The 17013-nt window shown below is 60.9% G+C and carries 16 protein-coding genes; 5 read left to right on the plus strand and 11 right to left on the minus strand.

Annotation, left to right across the window (positions count from 1 at the left end; translation table 11 throughout):
• Window positions 1-128 precede the first annotated feature (128 nt).
• Together HX898_RS29885 and HX898_RS29890 are read left to right on the plus strand one after the other, a co-directional pair.
• Window positions 129-587: an SgcJ/EcaC family oxidoreductase gene (locus tag HX898_RS29885; protein ID WP_180196524.1), complete on the plus strand. Its 459-nt coding sequence runs from the start codon at window positions 129-131 to the stop codon at window positions 585-587.
• 289 nt (window positions 588-876) lie between these two features.
• Entirely contained in the window at window positions 877-1434 is a 558-nt protein-coding gene (locus tag HX898_RS29890) for a DUF3299 domain-containing protein (RefSeq protein WP_180196525.1), read from the plus strand.
• A 278-nt stretch (window positions 1435-1712) separates the two neighbouring features.
• On the opposite strand, the gene katG is transcribed toward HX898_RS29890, so the two are convergent.
• Window positions 1713-3902: a catalase/peroxidase HPI gene (gene katG / locus HX898_RS29895; RefSeq protein ID WP_180196526.1), complete on the minus strand. Its 2190-nt coding sequence runs from the start codon at window positions 3900-3902 to the stop codon at window positions 1713-1715.
• 143 nt (window positions 3903-4045) lie between these two features.
• On the opposite strand from katG, the gene HX898_RS29900 reads away from it, so the two are divergent.
• Window positions 4046-4960, plus strand: coding sequence for a hydrogen peroxide-inducible genes activator (locus HX898_RS29900; RefSeq protein WP_180196527.1), 915 nt, complete (start codon window positions 4046-4048; stop codon window positions 4958-4960).
• Between the two features lie 21 nt (window positions 4961-4981).
• Here HX898_RS29900 and panB read toward each other — a convergent pair whose 3' ends face one another.
• Both panB and panC read right to left on the minus strand, forming a co-directional pair.
• A complete protein-coding gene (gene panB, locus HX898_RS29905) occupies window positions 4982-5803 on the minus strand; it encodes a 3-methyl-2-oxobutanoate hydroxymethyltransferase (RefSeq protein ID WP_180196528.1) in 822 nt (273 codons plus the stop codon).
• On the minus strand, window positions 5800-6711 hold the full coding sequence (panC, locus tag HX898_RS29910) for a pantoate--beta-alanine ligase (protein WP_180196529.1): 912 nt from the start codon (window positions 6709-6711) through the stop codon (window positions 5800-5802). Before panC ends, panB begins: the two co-directional genes overlap by 4 nt.
• Before the next feature lie 276 nt (window positions 6712-6987).
• Between panC and HX898_RS29915 the strand changes: the two genes are divergently transcribed.
• Entirely contained in the window at window positions 6988-7473 is a 486-nt protein-coding gene (locus tag HX898_RS29915) for a ProQ/FINO family protein (RefSeq protein ID WP_180196530.1), read from the plus strand.
• A gap of 148 nt (window positions 7474-7621) precedes the next feature.
• On the opposite strand, the gene ugpC is transcribed toward HX898_RS29915, so the two are convergent.
• The 6 genes from ugpC to HX898_RS29945 form a co-directional block, all read right to left on the minus strand.
• Window positions 7622-8683, minus strand: coding sequence for a sn-glycerol-3-phosphate ABC transporter ATP-binding protein UgpC (ugpC, locus tag HX898_RS29920; protein ID WP_138390414.1), 1062 nt, complete (start codon window positions 8681-8683; stop codon window positions 7622-7624).
• A 22-nt stretch (window positions 8684-8705) separates the two neighbouring features.
• On the minus strand, window positions 8706-9560 hold the full coding sequence (locus tag HX898_RS29925; RefSeq protein WP_180196531.1) for a sugar phosphate isomerase/epimerase: 855 nt from the start codon (window positions 9558-9560) through the stop codon (window positions 8706-8708).
• Window positions 9561-9606: 46 nt separating this feature from the next.
• The gene (locus tag HX898_RS29930; protein ID WP_180196532.1) at window positions 9607-10740 is read right to left on the minus strand and encodes an ROK family transcriptional regulator; all 1134 of its coding nucleotides are present in this window, start codon (window positions 10738-10740) and stop codon (window positions 9607-9609) included.
• 38 nt (window positions 10741-10778) lie between these two features.
• On the minus strand, window positions 10779-11621 hold the full coding sequence (locus tag HX898_RS29935; RefSeq protein WP_011649125.1) for a carbohydrate ABC transporter permease: 843 nt from the start codon (window positions 11619-11621) through the stop codon (window positions 10779-10781).
• Entirely contained in the window at window positions 11618-12547 is a 930-nt protein-coding gene (locus tag HX898_RS29940; RefSeq protein ID WP_180196533.1) for a sugar ABC transporter permease, read from the minus strand. The genes HX898_RS29935 and HX898_RS29940 overlap by 4 nt, the downstream gene beginning before the upstream one ends.
• A gap of 70 nt (window positions 12548-12617) precedes the next feature.
• Window positions 12618-13916 (minus strand): hypothetical protein, encoded by a 1299-nt coding sequence (locus tag HX898_RS29945; protein WP_003550504.1) that lies wholly within the window; start codon window positions 13914-13916, stop codon window positions 12618-12620.
• Window positions 13917-14285: 369 nt separating this feature from the next.
• On the opposite strand from HX898_RS29945, the gene HX898_RS29950 reads away from it, so the two are divergent.
• Window positions 14286-15332: a Gfo/Idh/MocA family oxidoreductase gene (locus HX898_RS29950; protein ID WP_138330771.1), complete on the plus strand. Its 1047-nt coding sequence runs from the start codon at window positions 14286-14288 to the stop codon at window positions 15330-15332.
• Window positions 15333-15359: 27 nt separating this feature from the next.
• Here the strand turns inward: HX898_RS29950 and HX898_RS29955 are convergent, their stop codons facing one another.
• Window positions 15360-16499, minus strand: a complete 1140-nt coding sequence (locus tag HX898_RS29955) for an ROK family transcriptional regulator (RefSeq protein WP_138390410.1) — start codon at window positions 16497-16499, stop codon at window positions 15360-15362.
• A gap of 211 nt (window positions 16500-16710) precedes the next feature.
• Complete coding sequence (locus HX898_RS33380; RefSeq protein ID WP_246697123.1) at window positions 16711-16899, minus strand: hypothetical protein; 189 nt, start codon at window positions 16897-16899, stop codon at window positions 16711-16713.
• Between the last annotated feature and the right edge of the window lie 114 nt (window positions 16900-17013).

Consider the following 17013-nt stretch of genomic DNA (forward strand, 5'->3'; position numbering starts at 1 on the left):
TCTATGCCGTTCGGCAGACCCGATCGGAGCCACCCGGCAGATGGGGCGGCGGCATCGGGCACCTTAGATGTCGGTCATGCGGTCGACCGATGCGATGTCCGCCGGAACCGCTACATAGGAAAGTCAAAATGCGTACCATCATTGCTGCCGCCCTCGTTCTCGGTTTCGTTCAGGTCCAGTCGGCCGCGGCGGCTACCGAAACCGCAACCTGTGCGCCGACAAGCGAGGCGGAAATCGCCAAGCTCTTCGACCGCTGGAATACCTCACTCGCGACCCTGAGCCCCCAGGAAGTCGCCAAGAATTACAGTGAAGACTCCGTGCTTCTCGCGACCTTGTCGGACAAGCCTCGCCTGACCCAGGCGGAACGGATCGACTATTTCGAGCACTTCCTGGCGAATGAGCCCAAGGGCCATATCGATAGCCGCGACATCAAGATCGGCTGCAACTGGGCCGTCGACACCGGCACCTACACCTTCAGCCTGAAGGACGGCTCGAAGGTTCCCGCCCGCTACACCTATACCTATGAGTTCAAGGACGAGAACTGGCTGATTACCTCGCACCACTCTTCGATGATGCCGGAGAAGTAAGAATTCACCGGCCTGCCGGTCCGGCAGGGAGATCCCGTGTTCACCCACGCGGGGTCTCTTGACTGCTGACGAAGCACGCTAACGTCTCTTTCGTCGTGGCGGGGCCTGTGCCCCAAGCATTTGCTTCCGGTCGATGGCAATAGATCCTCGGCGCTGCTGTCCAGGACGGAGCCGAGCATGATGGAGGAGAGGTAGTCCACACCCGAAGCTTTGACGGCTAGGCGGGATCGAGAGTAGCATCCGTACGGCGGCGGCAAGGTGGTCAAGCGGCCGGCCCCGTGGAGATGCCATGATGAAGCACAAACCTTTCTTCCTGACGTTCGCGGCGCTGGCATTCGGTTCCGCATGGCCAATTTCTGACAGCTTCGCTGCAGCTCAGCCTATCTTCTGGAGCGCTTTACGGCCGGCCGATCAGGCCAAAGCGACAGTTCCGCTGTCGGGCAAGGCGGTTAGCGGCCCACAAGGCGAAACACTCGCCTGGCATAGCGAGGAGCATCCGGTCGAATTGACGGGCTTCGTTCTGCCGATCGACCAGGATGGTGATCTTGTCTATGAATTCATGCTCGTGCCTTGGGCCGGAGCCTGCAGCCACATGCCTTCCCCTCCGCCCAACCAACTGGTTCGTGTCGTTCCGGAAAAGCCTTTGCACCTGGCAAGAATGTACGAGACCGTCACGGTTACGGGTACCTTGCGGCCCGGCCTGGATCAGGCGCAATTCTTCATGATCGACGGTGACCGCGTCCTCACCTACGGCTACAGCATAAGCCATGCCCAGGTAGCGACAGTAACAGCGACGACCGATCCCGATCTGCTGTCACTTTCGCCTTTCGGCATCCTCCCTCGCTAAAAGCCCAGAGACGGTGTCACGATCGGGGCACACTCATCATTCCCTTCCTCAGGCTTGGCCCGAAAGATGTCACAGGAATACAGCCACCGCGCGTCTGCGCGGCGAATGACTCTTATCAAAGCAAGGAAGTCTCCCGCGCCCAAGGACTTGGGCGCACCGGATCTCTGTGACAGGCACAGCGATGAGGGAGAAGAAGCGCTGCGGTGGAAGCGCAAGCCGATCCAAAAAAGAAAATGCCCGGGCACAGCCGAAACTGCGCCCAGGCAAAATGCTGCCGATCAGACGAGGTCGAAACGGTCGGCGTTCATGACCTTGGTCCAGGCGGCGACGAAGTCCCTCACAAACTTCTCCTTGGTATCGGCCTGGCCGTACACTTCGGCGAAGGCGCGAAGTTGCGAGTGCGAGCCGAAGATCAGGTCGACGCGGGTGCCGGTCCACTTGGCGGCGCCAGTCTTGCGGTCGCGGCCTTCATAGACGCCTTCCTTGCCGGTGAGAGGAACCCACTGCGTGCCCATATCGAGCAGGTTGACGAAGAAGTCGTTCGTCAACGTCTCGGGACGCGAAGTGAAGACGCCTTGCTCGGGGTCGCCTGCCTTCAGCACGCGAAGGCCGCCGACGAGGACGGTCAGCTCGGGCCCGGTCAGCGTCAAGAGTTGGGCGCGGTCGACGAGTGCTTCTTCCGGTTTCATGAACTGATGGCGCTTGCCATTCACATAGTTGCGGAAGCCGTCGATACGCGGCTCGAGCGCTGCGAAGGAATGCGCGTCGGTCTGGGCTTCGGAAGCATCCATGCGGCCCGGCGTGAACGGCACGCTGACAGCGTTGCCGCCGGCCGCTGCCGCCTTCTCGACGCCGGCAGCACCAGCGAGAACGATCAGGTCGGCCAACGAGATCTTCTTAGCCCCGGTCTGGGCGGCGTTGAAGTCCTTCTGGATGCCTTCGAGAACGCCGAGGACCTTGGCGAGCTGCGCCGGCTGGTTGGCGTCCCAGTCCTTCTGCGGGGCAAGGCGGATGCGCGCACCGTTGGCGCCGCCCCGCTTGTCGGAGCCGCGGAAGGTCGAGGCCGACGCCCAGGCGGTCGAGACCAGTTCCTGCACGGTGAGGCCAGTGGAGAGAACCTTTTCCTTCAGGTCGGCAATGTCCTTGTCGTCGACGAGCGGGTGGTCGACGGCCGGGATCACATCCTGCCAGATCAGGTCTTCGGCCGGAACTTCCGGGCCGAGGTAGCGCACCTTCGGTCCCATGTCGCGGTGGGTCAGCTTGAACCAGGCGCGGGCGAAAGCGTCGGCGAACTGCTCGGGATTTTCGAGGAAGCGGCGCGAGATCTTCTCGTAGACCGGATCGAAACGCAGCGCGAGATCGCTGGTCAGCATGGTCGGCAGGTGCCTCTTCGAGGCGTCGTAGGCATCTGGAATGGAGGCTTCGGCGTTCTTGGCCTGCCACTGATGAGCGCCGCCCGGGCTCTTCGTCAGCTCCCATTCGAAAGCGAACAGGTTTTCGAAGAAGTAGTTGCTCCACTGGGTCGGCGTCTGGGTCCAGGTCACTTCGAGGCCGCTGCCGATGGCATCGCGACCGACGCCGGTGTTGAACTTGCTGGTCCAGCCCAGGCCCTGAGCTTCAAGCTCGCCGCCTTCGGGGTCGACACCGACAAACGACGGATCGCCAGCGCCATGGGTCTTGCCGAAGGTATGACCGCCGGCGATCAGCGCCACGGTTTCTTCGTCGTTCATCGCCATACGGGCGAATGTTTCACGGATGTCGCGGGCGGATGCCAGCGGATCCGGAGTGCCGTTGGGGCCTTCCGGGTTAACATAGATAAGGCCCATCTGCACGGCGCCAAGCGGCTCTGCCAGTTCGCGTTCGCCACTGTAGCGTTCGTCACCCAGCCAGGTTCCCTCAGGACCCCAGTAGAGTTCTTCCGGCTCCCAGACGTCGGCGCGGCCGCCGGCGAAACCGAAGGTCTTGAAACCCATGGATTCGAGCGCGACGTTGCCGGTGAGGATCAACAGGTCAGCCCAGGAGATCCTGTTGCCGTATTTCTGCTTGATCGGCCACAGCAGGCGGCGGGCCTTGTCGAGGTTCACGTTGTCAGGCCAGCTGTTGAGCGGCGCAAAACGCTGCTGGCCGGCCCCGGCGCCGCCGCGGCCATCGGTGATGCGGTAAGTGCCGGCGCTGTGCCAGGCCATGCGGATGAACAGGCCGCCATAGTGACCGAAATCGGCCGGCCACCAATCCTGCGAATCCGTCATCAACGCGTGAAGATCCTTCTTCAGGCCGTCGAGATCAAGCTTCTTGAATTCCTCAGCATAGTCGAAGGCTTGGCCGAGGGGGTCGGCGCGGCCGGAATTGTGGTGAAGAATCTGCACGTTCAACTGGTCCGGCCACCAGTCGCGGTTGGATCGACTGCTGCGAGGCGTATTGCCGTGTGGCACAGGACATTTGCCTGCGCTGTCAGTGGGGTTGTCCATGATCGTCTCCTTCATTGCTTGATCTGTCTGCGCGTAAAAAAGATGAGCCGAGCTGGCGCCCCACTCTCCCCTTGCAGTCTTCATATCGGAAGCATGTAATAAATTTAAGTTGGATTTACTGATCGTTGCGATAAGCTGAGGTTATGAAGAACCTTACCCTGAAACAGCTACGTTATTTTGAAGCACTGGCAAGAGATGGCCGGTTCCGACGCGCTGCCGACGCCTGCGCGATCTCCCAGCCGGCATTGTCAATGCAGATCAAAGAACTTGAGCAGGAGTTGGGCGGCGAGCTTTTCGAGCGCAACGCGCGTGAGGTGAAGCTGACCGCTTTCGGCCAGACCGTCGCTCTCAGGATCCGCGATATCCTGCGTGGCGTGGACGAACTGGCGGATCTGGCGCGCGCCGCGCGCGATCCTTTCCTGACGCGGCTGCGCATCGGCATCATCCCGACGATTGCGCCCTATCTGTTGCCAGCGATCATCAACGATCTGAATAGGAGCTTTGCCGGCATCCAGATCGAGGTGCGCGAGACGCAAACGTCGAAGCTGGTTCAGGAGTTGGCGCAAGGCCAGCTGGACACGGCAATCGTTGCCTTGCCCGTGTCCGAACCCTCCCTGGCAGAACTCGAGCTCTTCAAGGAAGAGTTCGTGCTGGTTCGGCGGCCCGAAGACGAGGGCAAGCCGGTGCCCGAACGCGAGGCGCTGCGCGAAATGCGGTTGTTGCTGCTCGAGGAGGGCCACTGCTTTCGCGATCAGGCCTTGTCGTTCTGCAAGATCGGGCAGGCCCGTCCCCGGGAAGTCATGGAAGGCAGCTCTCTCTCCACCCTAGTCCAGATGGTCAGCGCCGGTATCGGCATCACCTTGATTCCCGAGATGGCCGTTCCCCTCGAAACGCGCTCGGCGCACGTCTCGATCTCCCGTTTTCAGTCTCCGCAGCCGTCGCGAACCATCGGCATGATCTGGCGCAATTCGACGCCCATGGCCAAACAGCTCCAGCAGGTTTCCGAGGCGGTTCGCCGGTCGGCCGACAGCATGCGTGAACAGTATGCCGCCCGGTGATGGACCTGATATGGCCTCGCCTCAAGATCGCCGTTTGAACGTATGCTCCGCTGCCGGAAACTGTCGCGATCGGACCTCGTCGGCATAGGCGGCAGCGGCGGCCGAAATCCTCTTGCCGAGTTCGTCGTAGCGTTTGACGAAGCGCGGGGTGAAATCGTTGAAGAGCCCCAGAATGTCGTCGGAGACCAGAACCTGGCCGTCGCAGGCCGAAGAGGCGCCGATGCCGATGGTCGGGACGTGCATGGCGGACGTCACCTCTCGGGCGAGCGGCTCCACCGTGCCCTCGATGACGACAGCAAAGGCGCCCGAGCCGCCAACGGCGTGGGCATCGCGGCGGATCTTCGACGTCTCGTGTTCGGAATGGCCGACAGATCGATAACCGCCTGCGGTTTGGACCTGCTGCGGCATCAGGCCGATATGGCCCATAACCGGAATCCCCCGCTTGGTCAGAAAGGCGATGGTCTCGGCCATCTCCTCGCCGCCCTCCAGCTTGACGGCATCACAGCCGGTTTCCTGCAGGATGCGCACAGCATTGCGGAAGGCGATCTCCTTGGATTCCTGATAGCTGCCGAACGGCATGTCGACGACAACGCAGGCCTTGTCGACGCCGCGCATCACCGCCTTGCCGTGCGCGATCATCATGTCGAGCGTCACGCCGATGGTGGACTCCATGCCGTAGAGCACCATGCCGAGCGAATCCCCGACCAGCAGGAGGTCGCAATGCTCATCGAGTAGCCGCGCCATGGGCGTCGTATAGGCGGTCAGGCAGACGATCGGCTTGCCGCCCTTCATGGCTGAGATGCGCGGTGGCGTAATGCGCTTCTGAATTCCGGCCGCGCTCATCTGGTCACTCCCTTTCCCGGCAAGCTCTGCCCGCCGATCACCCTTTTGTTTCCGACAACTCGATTGTTACTGACGACCCTGTTGTCGAGCAGCCGTGTCGAGCCGACCCGAACGAAGAGCGCCACGACGATAGGCTCTGCGATCGATGTGACCGGCTGCAGCGTTGCGGCATCCCTGACGGCGACGACCTCGGGCTTTGCCAGAGGCTCGCGATTGAGAAATGCCGTGAGCTTTGCCTCGAGTTCCACCGGATCGGTCAGGCCGCCGGCGACCAGCCGCTCTGCCTCGTCAAGGGTCTGAGGGACGATCACCGCGGCATGCCGCTCCGCCTCGCTGAGATAGACGTTGCGCGACGACAATGCGAGGCCGTCGCTGTCCCTGAGCGTCGGCACCGATATCACGCGCACCGGCACGGCCAGATCGTCCACCATGCGCTTGATGATGACGACCTGCTGGTAATCCTTCTCTCCGAAATAGGCGGTTTGCGGCTGCACGATGTTGAAAAGCTTGCAGACGACAGTGGCGACGCCGGCAAAATGCCCGGGCCGTACCGCCCCTTCGAGTTCGCGCCCGAGATCGGGAACGTCGACGACAGCAAGCATCGGGCGGGGATACATGTCCTCGACGCCTGGCGAAAAAAGGAAATTGACGCCGGCTTGCCTCAGCATGGCGGCGTCGCGTTCCAGATCGCGCGGATATTTGCTGAGATCTTCCGCCGGGCCGAATTGCAGCGGATTGACGAAAATCGACACGACGACGATGTCGTTCTCGGCGCGGGCGCGCGCGACCAGTTCCATATGACCGGCATGGAGATAGCCCATCGTCGGAACAAGGCCGACCGTCCGCCCCTGCCGCCTCAGCGCGTCGAGCGTGTGGCGCAGCTCGTCAATGCTCGAGAAAACCCGCATATATCCTCCCCTGCCGGTCACTCCATCTTGGGCGCGGATAAGAAGTGTAATCGATGCGGCAGGTCAATGCATATTCCTCGATAAAAACGATTAGATGAAAAGCCAGCCGACGACACCGGACCATATCAGCCCCGGGGAACGGCTTTTCGCCACTTGGCCGCTGTTTGCGCGTTTCACCTGCTTGCAGTGGAACCGACGATATGCGACTTCCGTTACTCGCCCTGTCCGTCAAGATACCATCACAGTCGATCGCTATGGACGTTACATGGAGGACGCATGGACAAGCCCTGGAAGATCAGCCGCGGACCGATTGCTGCAACCGAGCTCGACGTGGAGAAGGCAACCGCGATCAATGTGCTGTTGATACGGCCGGTCGGCGTCCTTCCGGCCAAGGCGGGAGATCCTGTCCTTCCTTTTGCCGTCGGCCTTTTCAATGAACTCCGTCCGCTCCTGAAGCCGGATGCCGGCGTCACCGCGCTCAGGCGAGCGACCGCGGCCTATGTCCACTGCCGGCGCTACTATTTCGCCAGCGCCCAACCCGATTCTATGCGCCATAGTCTTGACGGTGAACCTGTCGAACCACTGTCGTCCGAAGACCGGCTGGTCGCGCAAAAACGCTTTCTGAGCCTCAAGCAGACCACCGGTAAGACAGACGCGCCCGAGCAGATAGCACCGGTCCCCGCTCCCCTGTTGAGCAAAAGCGAACAGATCCGCGCAGCCCTCCTCGGCAAAAAAGGAACGCCGCCAGCTAGAGCGGGATGACATCAGCGCTCGCTTGCAGTCGTGGTCTTGGTCGTGCGACCGTCATTCACAAGGGCGACGTAGTCGCTCTATGAGCTTGGCCGCATCGGGGGCGCGGAAAACGCGCCCCCGGCCGGCGCCGGCCGAAGGGGAGGGGCAATCGGCCGGGTCAGTTCAACGGGGCTTCGCCTGAGGTGATCCGCTGCTCGTCTCCGGCAAACAGATGAACCGCATCGTGGATTGGCGCGATCCTCAGCACCTCGCCGGGGGTTGCCCTGATCCGTTCCCTGAAGACGCAAGTCAAGGTCTGCGTTCCCAGCCGGACGATGACCAGCGTTTCCGAACCCGTCGGCTCGACGACCACCGTCGTCACCTCGATGCCGCCCGGGTCCAACCGGATATGTTCGGGACGAATGCCGTAGATCACGGCTTCAGGCGGACGGCGCTCGCTCGGCAGGAGCAGGCCGTCGGCGGTTCGAAACCCGTCTTCCGTCATGTTGCCGCTGATGAAATTCATCGCCGGGGAGCCGATGAAGCCGGCGACGAAGAGGTTGTTCGGACGATCGTACAATTCCAGCGGCGAACCCGACTGCTCGATCAGTCCGTCCTTCATGACGACAATCTTGTCGGCCATGGTCATGGCTTCGATCTGGTCATGGGTGACATAGATGGTCGTCGTCTGCAGCCGTTGATGCAGTTCCTTGATCTCCGAGCGCATCTGCACCCTGAGCTTGGCGTCGAGGTTCGACAGGGGCTCGTCGAAGAGGAAGACGGCCGGGTCGCGCACGATTGCCCGCCCCATCGCCACACGCTGTCTCTGGCCGCCCGACAGTTGCTTGGGATATCTCTCCAGGAGACTTTCGAGACCGAGGATCTTCGCGGCGTTGCCGACCCGCTGATCGATCTCCGTCCTCGGCATCCGTTTCAGCCGCAGCGAAAAGCCCATGTTCTTGGCAACGGTCATATGCGGGTAGAGCGCATAATTCTGGAACACCATGGCGATGTCCCGGTCCTTGGGGGCAAGCTCGTTGACGATATGCTTGCCGATCTGGATCTGCCCCGAAGTGATGCCCTCAAGGCCCGCAATCATCCTCAAGAGCGTGGATTTGCCGCAGCCCGAAGGGCCGACCAGAACGACGAACTCGCCGTCGCCGATATCGACCGAGACGCCTTTGATGGCTTTGAACGCGCCGTAATCCTTGCGCGCATTGTTGACCGAAACATGGGCCATTACCGTCCTCCCGAAATCGCTGTCAAAGTCCGCTCAGGACATTTCTCAAATAATCGAGGCCGAGGCGCTCGCCGTCTTTGCGCGCGGCCAAGTCCTTGCCCGGCCAGCCATAGGCGGCATCCTCGTGTTCGATCGACAGCGTGCCGTCGAAACCAGCCCCGCGGGCCTGGCGCAGAAACCTCGGCCAATCGATGAGGCCGAGCCCCGGCAGCTTGTATTGCCACCAGCCCTTGCCGTGATAGCCGACAGCCTGCAGGTTCTCCGGATCGATTGCCGTGTCCTTGGCATGAAGGATGGCGATGCGATCCTTCACCGCCTCCATCGCCTGATAGGGATCGACGCCGATGCGAACGAGGTGCGAGGGATCAAATTCCAGCCCGAAACGAGGATCCCTGATCCGCTGAAAAAGCTCCTGCCACCCTCTTGGTGTCGTTCCGATGAAATTGTCCTTCGGACCCGGCCAGTTCTCGATTGCGAAGGTCAGGCCGTAGGGCTGCGTCTCAGCGATCAGGCCGTTGGCGAAATCGGCGAAGTCATCATAATTGGCTTCGTCGCTTGCGGTGTCGTCCCGGCCCGGGAAGATCACGAAGATCGGGACGCCCGCTTGCCCGATCGCGCCGGCGAATTCGGCGGTCGTTTCGCGAAGTGCCGTTCGTTTTGCCCGGTCGGCATCGAGCTGATTGCCGAAATAGGTGATCGACGACACGAAGAGGTTGCGGCTGCGCGCGAGCGCGACGGCGGCCTCCACCCGATCCGGCGTCTTGATATGACCGCCGACATCGATCTCGATGGCGTCGAACCCGGCCGACGCGGCGAAATCAACCACTTCCTCCAGGGGGCGATCGTTGAATGTCGAAGTGTAAAAGCCGATCTTCATCAAAATCCTCCGATCTTCACCAAATCCCTGGGGCCATGCGGCCGTTTCAACTGTTCAGGCGATCCATGTTCTTGAGTGGCGAACGTGTGCGTTGAGCAGCGTCCGCCGATGCGAGCATGAGGGCTGCTGCCATCGGCATGGCCGCTGCTCCCATGGCAGAGGCATCCTCTCCGAGCGAGGCGCGATGAAGCGAAGGAAGGTTGGTGTCCTCGGCATCGAGATGCTCATGCACGTAGCGCAGCAATTCGTCGACGATGCGGATCGGCAATCTGCCGCGCGCATCCAGCGTCAGGAGGTCGTGGGGAACACTCACCTCGACGCCGTGTTGCGCAAGGAAATCATAGAGGAAGAACAGCGAGAATATCTCGCCGAGAAGCTGGACCTTATGGGCCTTCCCATCCCGGCCGTCGGCGATCGGCAGCCAGCCGATTTCGCCGCTGAGGCCCATGGCGCCACGATGACCGTTGCCGTCGAGCACGAGGCCGCCGCCCGGGCATGGATTGATGGCGATGTAGAAGAAGCTGCTGCTTTCAGCACCCAGTCCATAATCGAGTTCGGCAAGGGCTGCGGCATTGGCTTCGTTTTCGATGAAGACGGGATGCTGCGTGAGATTCTCCAGTGCGGCGCGCACATCGAATGCCGTCCATTCCTGATAGGCCTTGGGCTTGCCGAGGAGCGAAATCTCGCCAAGCCAATCCGGCATCGCCAGACCGATGCCGGCGAGACGCGCGTCGTCGATGAGCCGGCTGCGCTGGAAATGCGAAATCGCATCGGCCGTGAGCTGCAGGAACTCCGCCGGCATAATGAAGCGTTTCTCGTGGTGTACGCGGGCGCGGACATTGCCGACCGCATCGACGGCCAGGATCGTCAGATGGTCGCGATCAATGTTGATGCCGATGGCAAAACAGGCATCCGGATTGATTTCGAGTTCGATCGCCGGCTGGCCTCTCAGCCCATGCCGCCGGCGGGCTTCCATGATCAGGCCCTCGTCCAGCAGGCGATCGACGATCCGGGCGATCGCCGGTTTGGTAAAACCCGTCCGCCTAGCGATTTCAGCCCGCGAAATCGGCGCCTGACGGTGAATGCAGCGCAGGACGACGGCCCTGTTGTGCTCACCTGCATCTTCGACATTGGCGCCCGTCAGATCCGGGGACAGCCTGGCGCCGAGTGTCTGGTTCATGCTCGAAATCCTTCCTTGCGCATCGCCTGAACCGCTCGTCATCCCTTGACGGCGCCGCTGGTCATCGCACCGAGGATCAGCCGCTGGAGCGACAGAAAGGCGACGATCGCCGGAACGACCGCAATCAGGCAGGCGGCGGCAAGCAGCTGGATGGACGAGTCGGTCTGCATGCCGCGGAAGTTAAAGATCCCGACGCCGATCGGCATCAGATCATTTTTCGTGAGCAACAGAAAAGGCACCAGAAATTGCGACCAGCCGGCAATCACCGTGATGATGAAGACGGAGGCGATGCCCGGCGCCGATAATGGCAGAATGATGCGCCAGAAGACCGAAAATCGATTGCAGCCATCGATCATCGCCGCTTCGTCGAGGCTGCGCGGGATGCCGTCGACCGAACTCTTCAGAAGCCAGGTCGCCAGCGGAACACCAAGCGCGATATAGACCATGACGACGGCAAAATGCGTATCCAGCAGGCCGAGGCGGTTCATGTAGCGGTAGAGCGGCACCATGATGACAAGCGGCGAGATCATCTGGAAAAGCAGCAGCCCCATCATCGACAGGCCCTTGCCCCGGAACTGAAAGCGGGAAAAAGCGTATGCCGCGGGCAGTGCGACGATCAGGACGCCCAGTCCGCTAAGGGCGGCAAGCTTGAGGCCGTTCCAGAGATAGATCGGAAAATAGCTATTGTTCAAAACGGTGATGAAATTGTCGATGGTGGGATTGTTTGGAATATATCTCGCCGCGCCGCGATAGATCTCGCGCTTGTCACGCATCGCCATCGACAGGAGATAGGTGAGGGGGCCGGCGAAGAATACGAACATTACCAGCATGAACAGATAGCTCATGGCATCGCCGAGCCGCGTTCCGGTCCGTCCGCTCATTGCTCTTCCTCCTTCGGCAGGAACGACGCATAGATAAAGGCGAGCCCGAGGCTGATGATCAGCATGAGCACGGAGAGCACGCTGCCGCCGGACAGGTCGTAGTTTCTAAAGACGATATTGAAGACGTAGAGCGAGATGACCTCGGTCGCACGCCCCGGACCACCGCCCGTCAGCGTGATGATCGCATCGAAAGTATTCACCGTCTGGATCGTAATGAGGATCATGTTGACGAGGATTGCCGCGCGCAGTTGCGGAAGCGTGACGAAGAAAAACTGCTGCGATGCCGTCGCACCGTCGACCTCCGCCGCTTCATAGAGCGAGGGATCGATCGACTTCAGCGCCGCATACATGACGACCATCGAAAATGCCGTGCCGCGCCATATGTTGGAGATAAGGGTAGACCACGGTGCGATTGCGGGATCCGAGAGCCAGGCGACAACAGGCATGTGCATCAACCGCAGAATGCTGTTCAACGCACCATAAGGCGCTTCGGAAAAGAGCATCTGCCAGATGATGCCGCCGGCAATTCCGGGAACAACCCAGGCAACCAGCGCCGTCGTCCTCAAAATGGTGGTGCCGAACAGGCAGCGCTTTTCGCCGCGGATAACCACGACGGCGACCGCAAGGCCTAAAATCTGCTGACCGATAACGCTGCCGCCGACAAAGATCAGGGTCGCCCATAAAATGTCGGGTAGCTGCGGCGAGCTCAACGCATTGGTGATCGACCCCAGCGTATAATCCTGATTGTCGCCGATCAGCGTGGCATTGGTGAATGAAAGCCTGAAAACGTCGATGACGGGGTAAAGGTAGAAGATGCCGATGACGACGATCACGGGCATGATCCAGGGCAGGGGCGCACCGGCGAAACGGCGCATGAACGTTCTGCTTTGAGGCGGGCTGTCAGCCTCGATGGCAATGGGGCTCATTGGCTTCTCTGTGCGGGGTTTCGCAATGTCGACGGCGCCTGGCGGGCAGGCGCCGTCACGGTCGGAAGCACTAGAGACGCTTGTAGGCCTCCAGCGCCGCATTGAAGGCGGCATTCAAGGCGTCTTCCGGCTTTTTGGTCCCCGAGAGCACGTCGCCCATCATGATCTGGATCTGGTTGGAGATTTCAGGATAGATCGGCACACCCGGGCGTGCCTGTCCATCGACCAGAGCCGCGGCGAAGGTCTTGTTGGCTTCGGTGGAGAAGACCTCATATTTGTCGAACAGCGACTTCCTGGTCGGCAACTGCTGCTGCAGCGCGTTTGCCGGCCCCATATAGACCTCGCGTGCGAGGTTGGCGCACATCTCGATCTTGTCCTTGTCCTTGCTGAAGGATGCGATCGTCCAGCCGCCGGTTCCGGTCGAACGCTCATCGGCGCTGGGGCCGGGGATCGGCGAGAAGGTCCAGTTGTTGAACTCGTCCTCGTCGAGCGTGGCCTTCAGCTGCGCATATTGCCAGTTGCCGCCGATGAAGAGCGCCGTCGTCGCCGCTGCCGCCGCGGCATTCATATCGTCGTAATTCGCGATCGTGCTGACGCGCTTGGGCGCGGCACCCGAATCGACGAGATCCTTGAAATAATTCAGCGCCTTTAGGAACTTCTCCTTGTTCTCGCCTTCGCCGAACACTGGCTTGCCTGAGTCGTCGACGAGCTTGCCGCCCAGCGCCCAATAATTCGCGAGCCAGTCGAACGTCGTCCCTTCCCAGCGCCCGCCGTTGAAGAGAACGCCTTCCATGCCTTCCTTGGTGGAGGCGAGCGCGGCCGTTTTCAGGTCGTCCCATGTCTGGGGCGCATCCGCAACGATCGACTTGTTGCGGTAGAGCACACGAAGGTCCGTATCCCACCACCAGGCGCGGACCGTCTGATCCTTATCCGTGATGCCGCTGCGGATGAAGGGGAACAGGTCATCCACTTCCTCCTTCGAAAAATACGGCGTGAAGTCCGCAAGAACTTTATTGACCATGAACTGCGAGAGGACGAAGGAGTCGACGGCAGCGCAGTCAGGCGCGTTGCCGGCCTTGGCCTGCTCCAGCATCTTGGCCTGTTCGGTGCCGATGTCCGAGGACATGAATTGCATCTGCAATTTCCAGTCCGGATGCTTCTTGATGAAATCGACGAACAGCTTCTGATAGCCCTCGGCGATCGCCGGATCGGAATTGTTGGGACTATCGTTCGTCAGACGGACGACGAGGGATTTCGGCGCATCGGCAAGGCCGATCCTGTCCTTCGTGGCAAGTTCCTGGGCAAATGAAACGGATGCTGAAAATAACATGGTGCTCAGCGCAAATGCGCTGACGGTGGCGCTCTTCATGATGGGTCTCCTCCCCATTTTGAACGGATACAGCCTGGCGGTCAGTTGACCTCTCCTCATTTCCGTGCTGCATTAATTAGATTAAGTTACTTTGATTTGATGTCAAGCCACAGCTTGGAAGGCCAGACCTGGGAGGTTGAGATGCTGGCGACAATCAACAGCAGCTAGCGCACAGTTCCGGAAAATCGAGATCGATTTCCGGAAAAGAACATGCGCCGTGAAAGTGATGGAGCGTCCCGCGGCACGCGCGGCACATCCACCGCAATTTTCCTGAAGAAGAGCACGAGGCAATCGCGGATGGCTGCGATGGCGCGAGTGCGGTTTTGCCCGGCTGAACTGCCGCGGGAAGTTAATTCCATGGAGGATAAGATGCGTCTACTCATTCTCGGTACCGGCGGAATGGCCAACCAGCATGCCGCCAACTTCAAGGCGATCGAAGGCGTCAGCGTGGTGGGCGGCGTCGATGTCGTCCCGGAAAGGCTCGCGGCCTTTTGCACCGAACATGGCATCGCCAATCATTTCACGACCCTCGAGGATGCTCTCGCCTGGGGCGAGTTCGACGCAGTGGCAAACGTCACGCCGGACCGCATTCACCACCCGACGACGCTTCAGGCCATTGCCGCCGGCAAGCACGTCTTCTGCGAAAAGCCGCTCGCCACCGATGCGGTCAAGGCCATGGAGATGACCGAGGCCATCGAGCGATCGGGCAAGGTCGGCATGGTCAATTTCACCTATCGCAATTCGCCTGCTCTTCAGAAAGGCCGGCAGATGGTGCTCGCCGGCGAAATCGGGGAGATCAGGCACGTCGAGGCTTCCCACCTGCAAAGCTGGCTGGTCGGCCGCCACTGGGGCGACTGGAAGAGCGAAAGCAAATGGCTGTGGCGGCTGAGCAAGAAACACGGATCCAACGGCGCGCTCGGCGATATCGGAATTCACATCGTCGATTTCGCATCATACGGTTCCGGGCTCGACGTTGCTCATGTCTTCGCCCGGCTGAAGACCTTCGACAAGGCGCCGGGACACAAGATCGGCGAGTATGATCTCGATGCGAATGACAGTTTTACGATGAATGTCGATTTCTTCGGCGGGGCGATCGGGACGATCCAGGCGACGCGCACGGCGGCCGGACAGATGGATCAGCTGCGCCTCAGGGTCTATGGCGAAACCGGCTCGATCGAGATGATCTACGACACCGGAAAATCGACGCTACGCGCCTGTCTTGGAGAAGACGTGCACACGGCGACCTGGCGTGACGTCCCCTTCGATCCGGTCGAGACGAACTACCAGCGTTTCGTCCAGGCCGTGCGGGCGGGCAGGACCCAGGAACCCTCGTTCCGGCGGGCGACCAATATCCAGAAAGTCCTGGACAAGGCGCTGGCCTCCGATCTCAGCCACGCCGATGAAGCGCTCGGCTGAGTCGCGCCAAAGCGGCTGGTTGGGCCATCAGGCCGAAGCCGGCGGCAGCAGCAAAGTGTTGAGGAAGGGCAGGAGTGCCGCACCGAGCGCAACGCCGCCGCCGCTGAAACTCGCGGGTTTCATCGGCGAAATCCAGGGCGTCAGCAACGGTCTCGTCGAGGTGTCGCGCCGCTCGATGGAAAGCTGATGGATCAGCGCTTCGATCACGGACTGCGGCAGGTCGCTGCCGATCATGACGACGCTCGGCGCGAGGAAACCGGCCATGGCGATGATCGGGTCGAGCAGATGGCCTGCGGCTTCCCGTATCCATTGCGACAGTAACGGCGAGGAGATTTCCTCCCCTTGCAGCAGACGGGTGAAGTCCCGGTCGCCGATCCGTGATCGCAAGGACTCGAAACCGACGACGGTATTGAGCTGGACATTGTCGGGACCGGTCAGCATTTCGCCGATGCTGCCTGCCCGGCCATGCACGCCGGAATAGGGAATACCGCGAATGAGAAAGCCGGCCTGAACGTCGTCGTCGATGATGATCATCGCAAGTCCGCCTTCCCTGCCGGAGCTGCCGATCGTGCGCTCGGCGAGAAGGCTCGCCGTGCACTCGTTCTCGACATAGGGACGCGCGATCGTCGACATCGCGGCGATCTGATCGCTTTGATCGTCCGTCCAGTCGTTGGCGGCGATGCCGAGCCCGATGATCGGCAATGTCGCGTGGCGATCGACCATATCCCTGACGGCCGCATGCACCAGGCCGACTTTGTCAGCGGGGTCCAGCTCGATATAGACCCGGTCATGGACCTGGCCACTCAGATCGATGAGCACGGCCTCGCCACGCCTTTGGCGAAGCTTGACGCCGATCGAGAAAGCACCTTCCGGGCGCAAGGCAAACTCGGTAGCGGTGGCCCCTCCGCCAACGCCATTGCGGCGGTTGGAGGTGACAAGCTTTTCGTCAGCCAACCGGCGGAGAATATTGGTAATGCCCGGACCGGTCAGGCCGCAATGCCGGCCGAGTTCCATCCGCGTCAGCGGGCCATGGCGGCGGATGGCTTCCAGAATGACGCGAATGTTTCGATCGGCGATTTCGCCGGACCGCAGACCGACCGTTTTGGCGCGCTGGGCGCCCATCTCCTGAGTGTGAAGCCGACGCGGCCCTGACCGAAGATACCGCATGACTGTCTTTCCTAGAGCACCATCTCGGTTGTGTACTTCATCCACGGGCTATGGGAAAGCCGGGCTTAGCGGCCGCTTTTTGGGCTGAACGTCCTATCAACCGGGATCAGCGCCATCAAGGCGCTGACGACGCGCGGCGGGGCGAATGCCGCGCAATGCGTCAACAGATCGTCGAAACGACATGGCAATGGAAGCTTCACTCTATTGGTCACTAATAGCTGCAAGGATGATCGTTGCCGAATCCATCGCGGCAGGCAGGTCTGAGCGAATAGTCGGTGCCGGTATATCCAACCGAGCCGGTTTGCATCGAGTCATTCGAGGTCGTCGTGCAGGATGACGACGATACGGCAATCACGATGACGGCTATCGTGGCTGTCAATAATTTGCGGACTTGAAACATCCCACCCTCCCCAGCTGCCTGAAATCTGCCATATCAGTGCAATTCTCGGTCAAATAGGGCCGACAGGGGTTTCGATAACTATTGTCGTCGATCAAGATCTCGTTATTCCGTGAA

The sequence above is a fragment of the Rhizobium sp. WYCCWR 11128 genome (genome assembly GCF_013416305.1).
Classification (GTDB): Bacteria; Pseudomonadota; Alphaproteobacteria; order Rhizobiales; family Rhizobiaceae; genus Rhizobium; species Rhizobium indicum.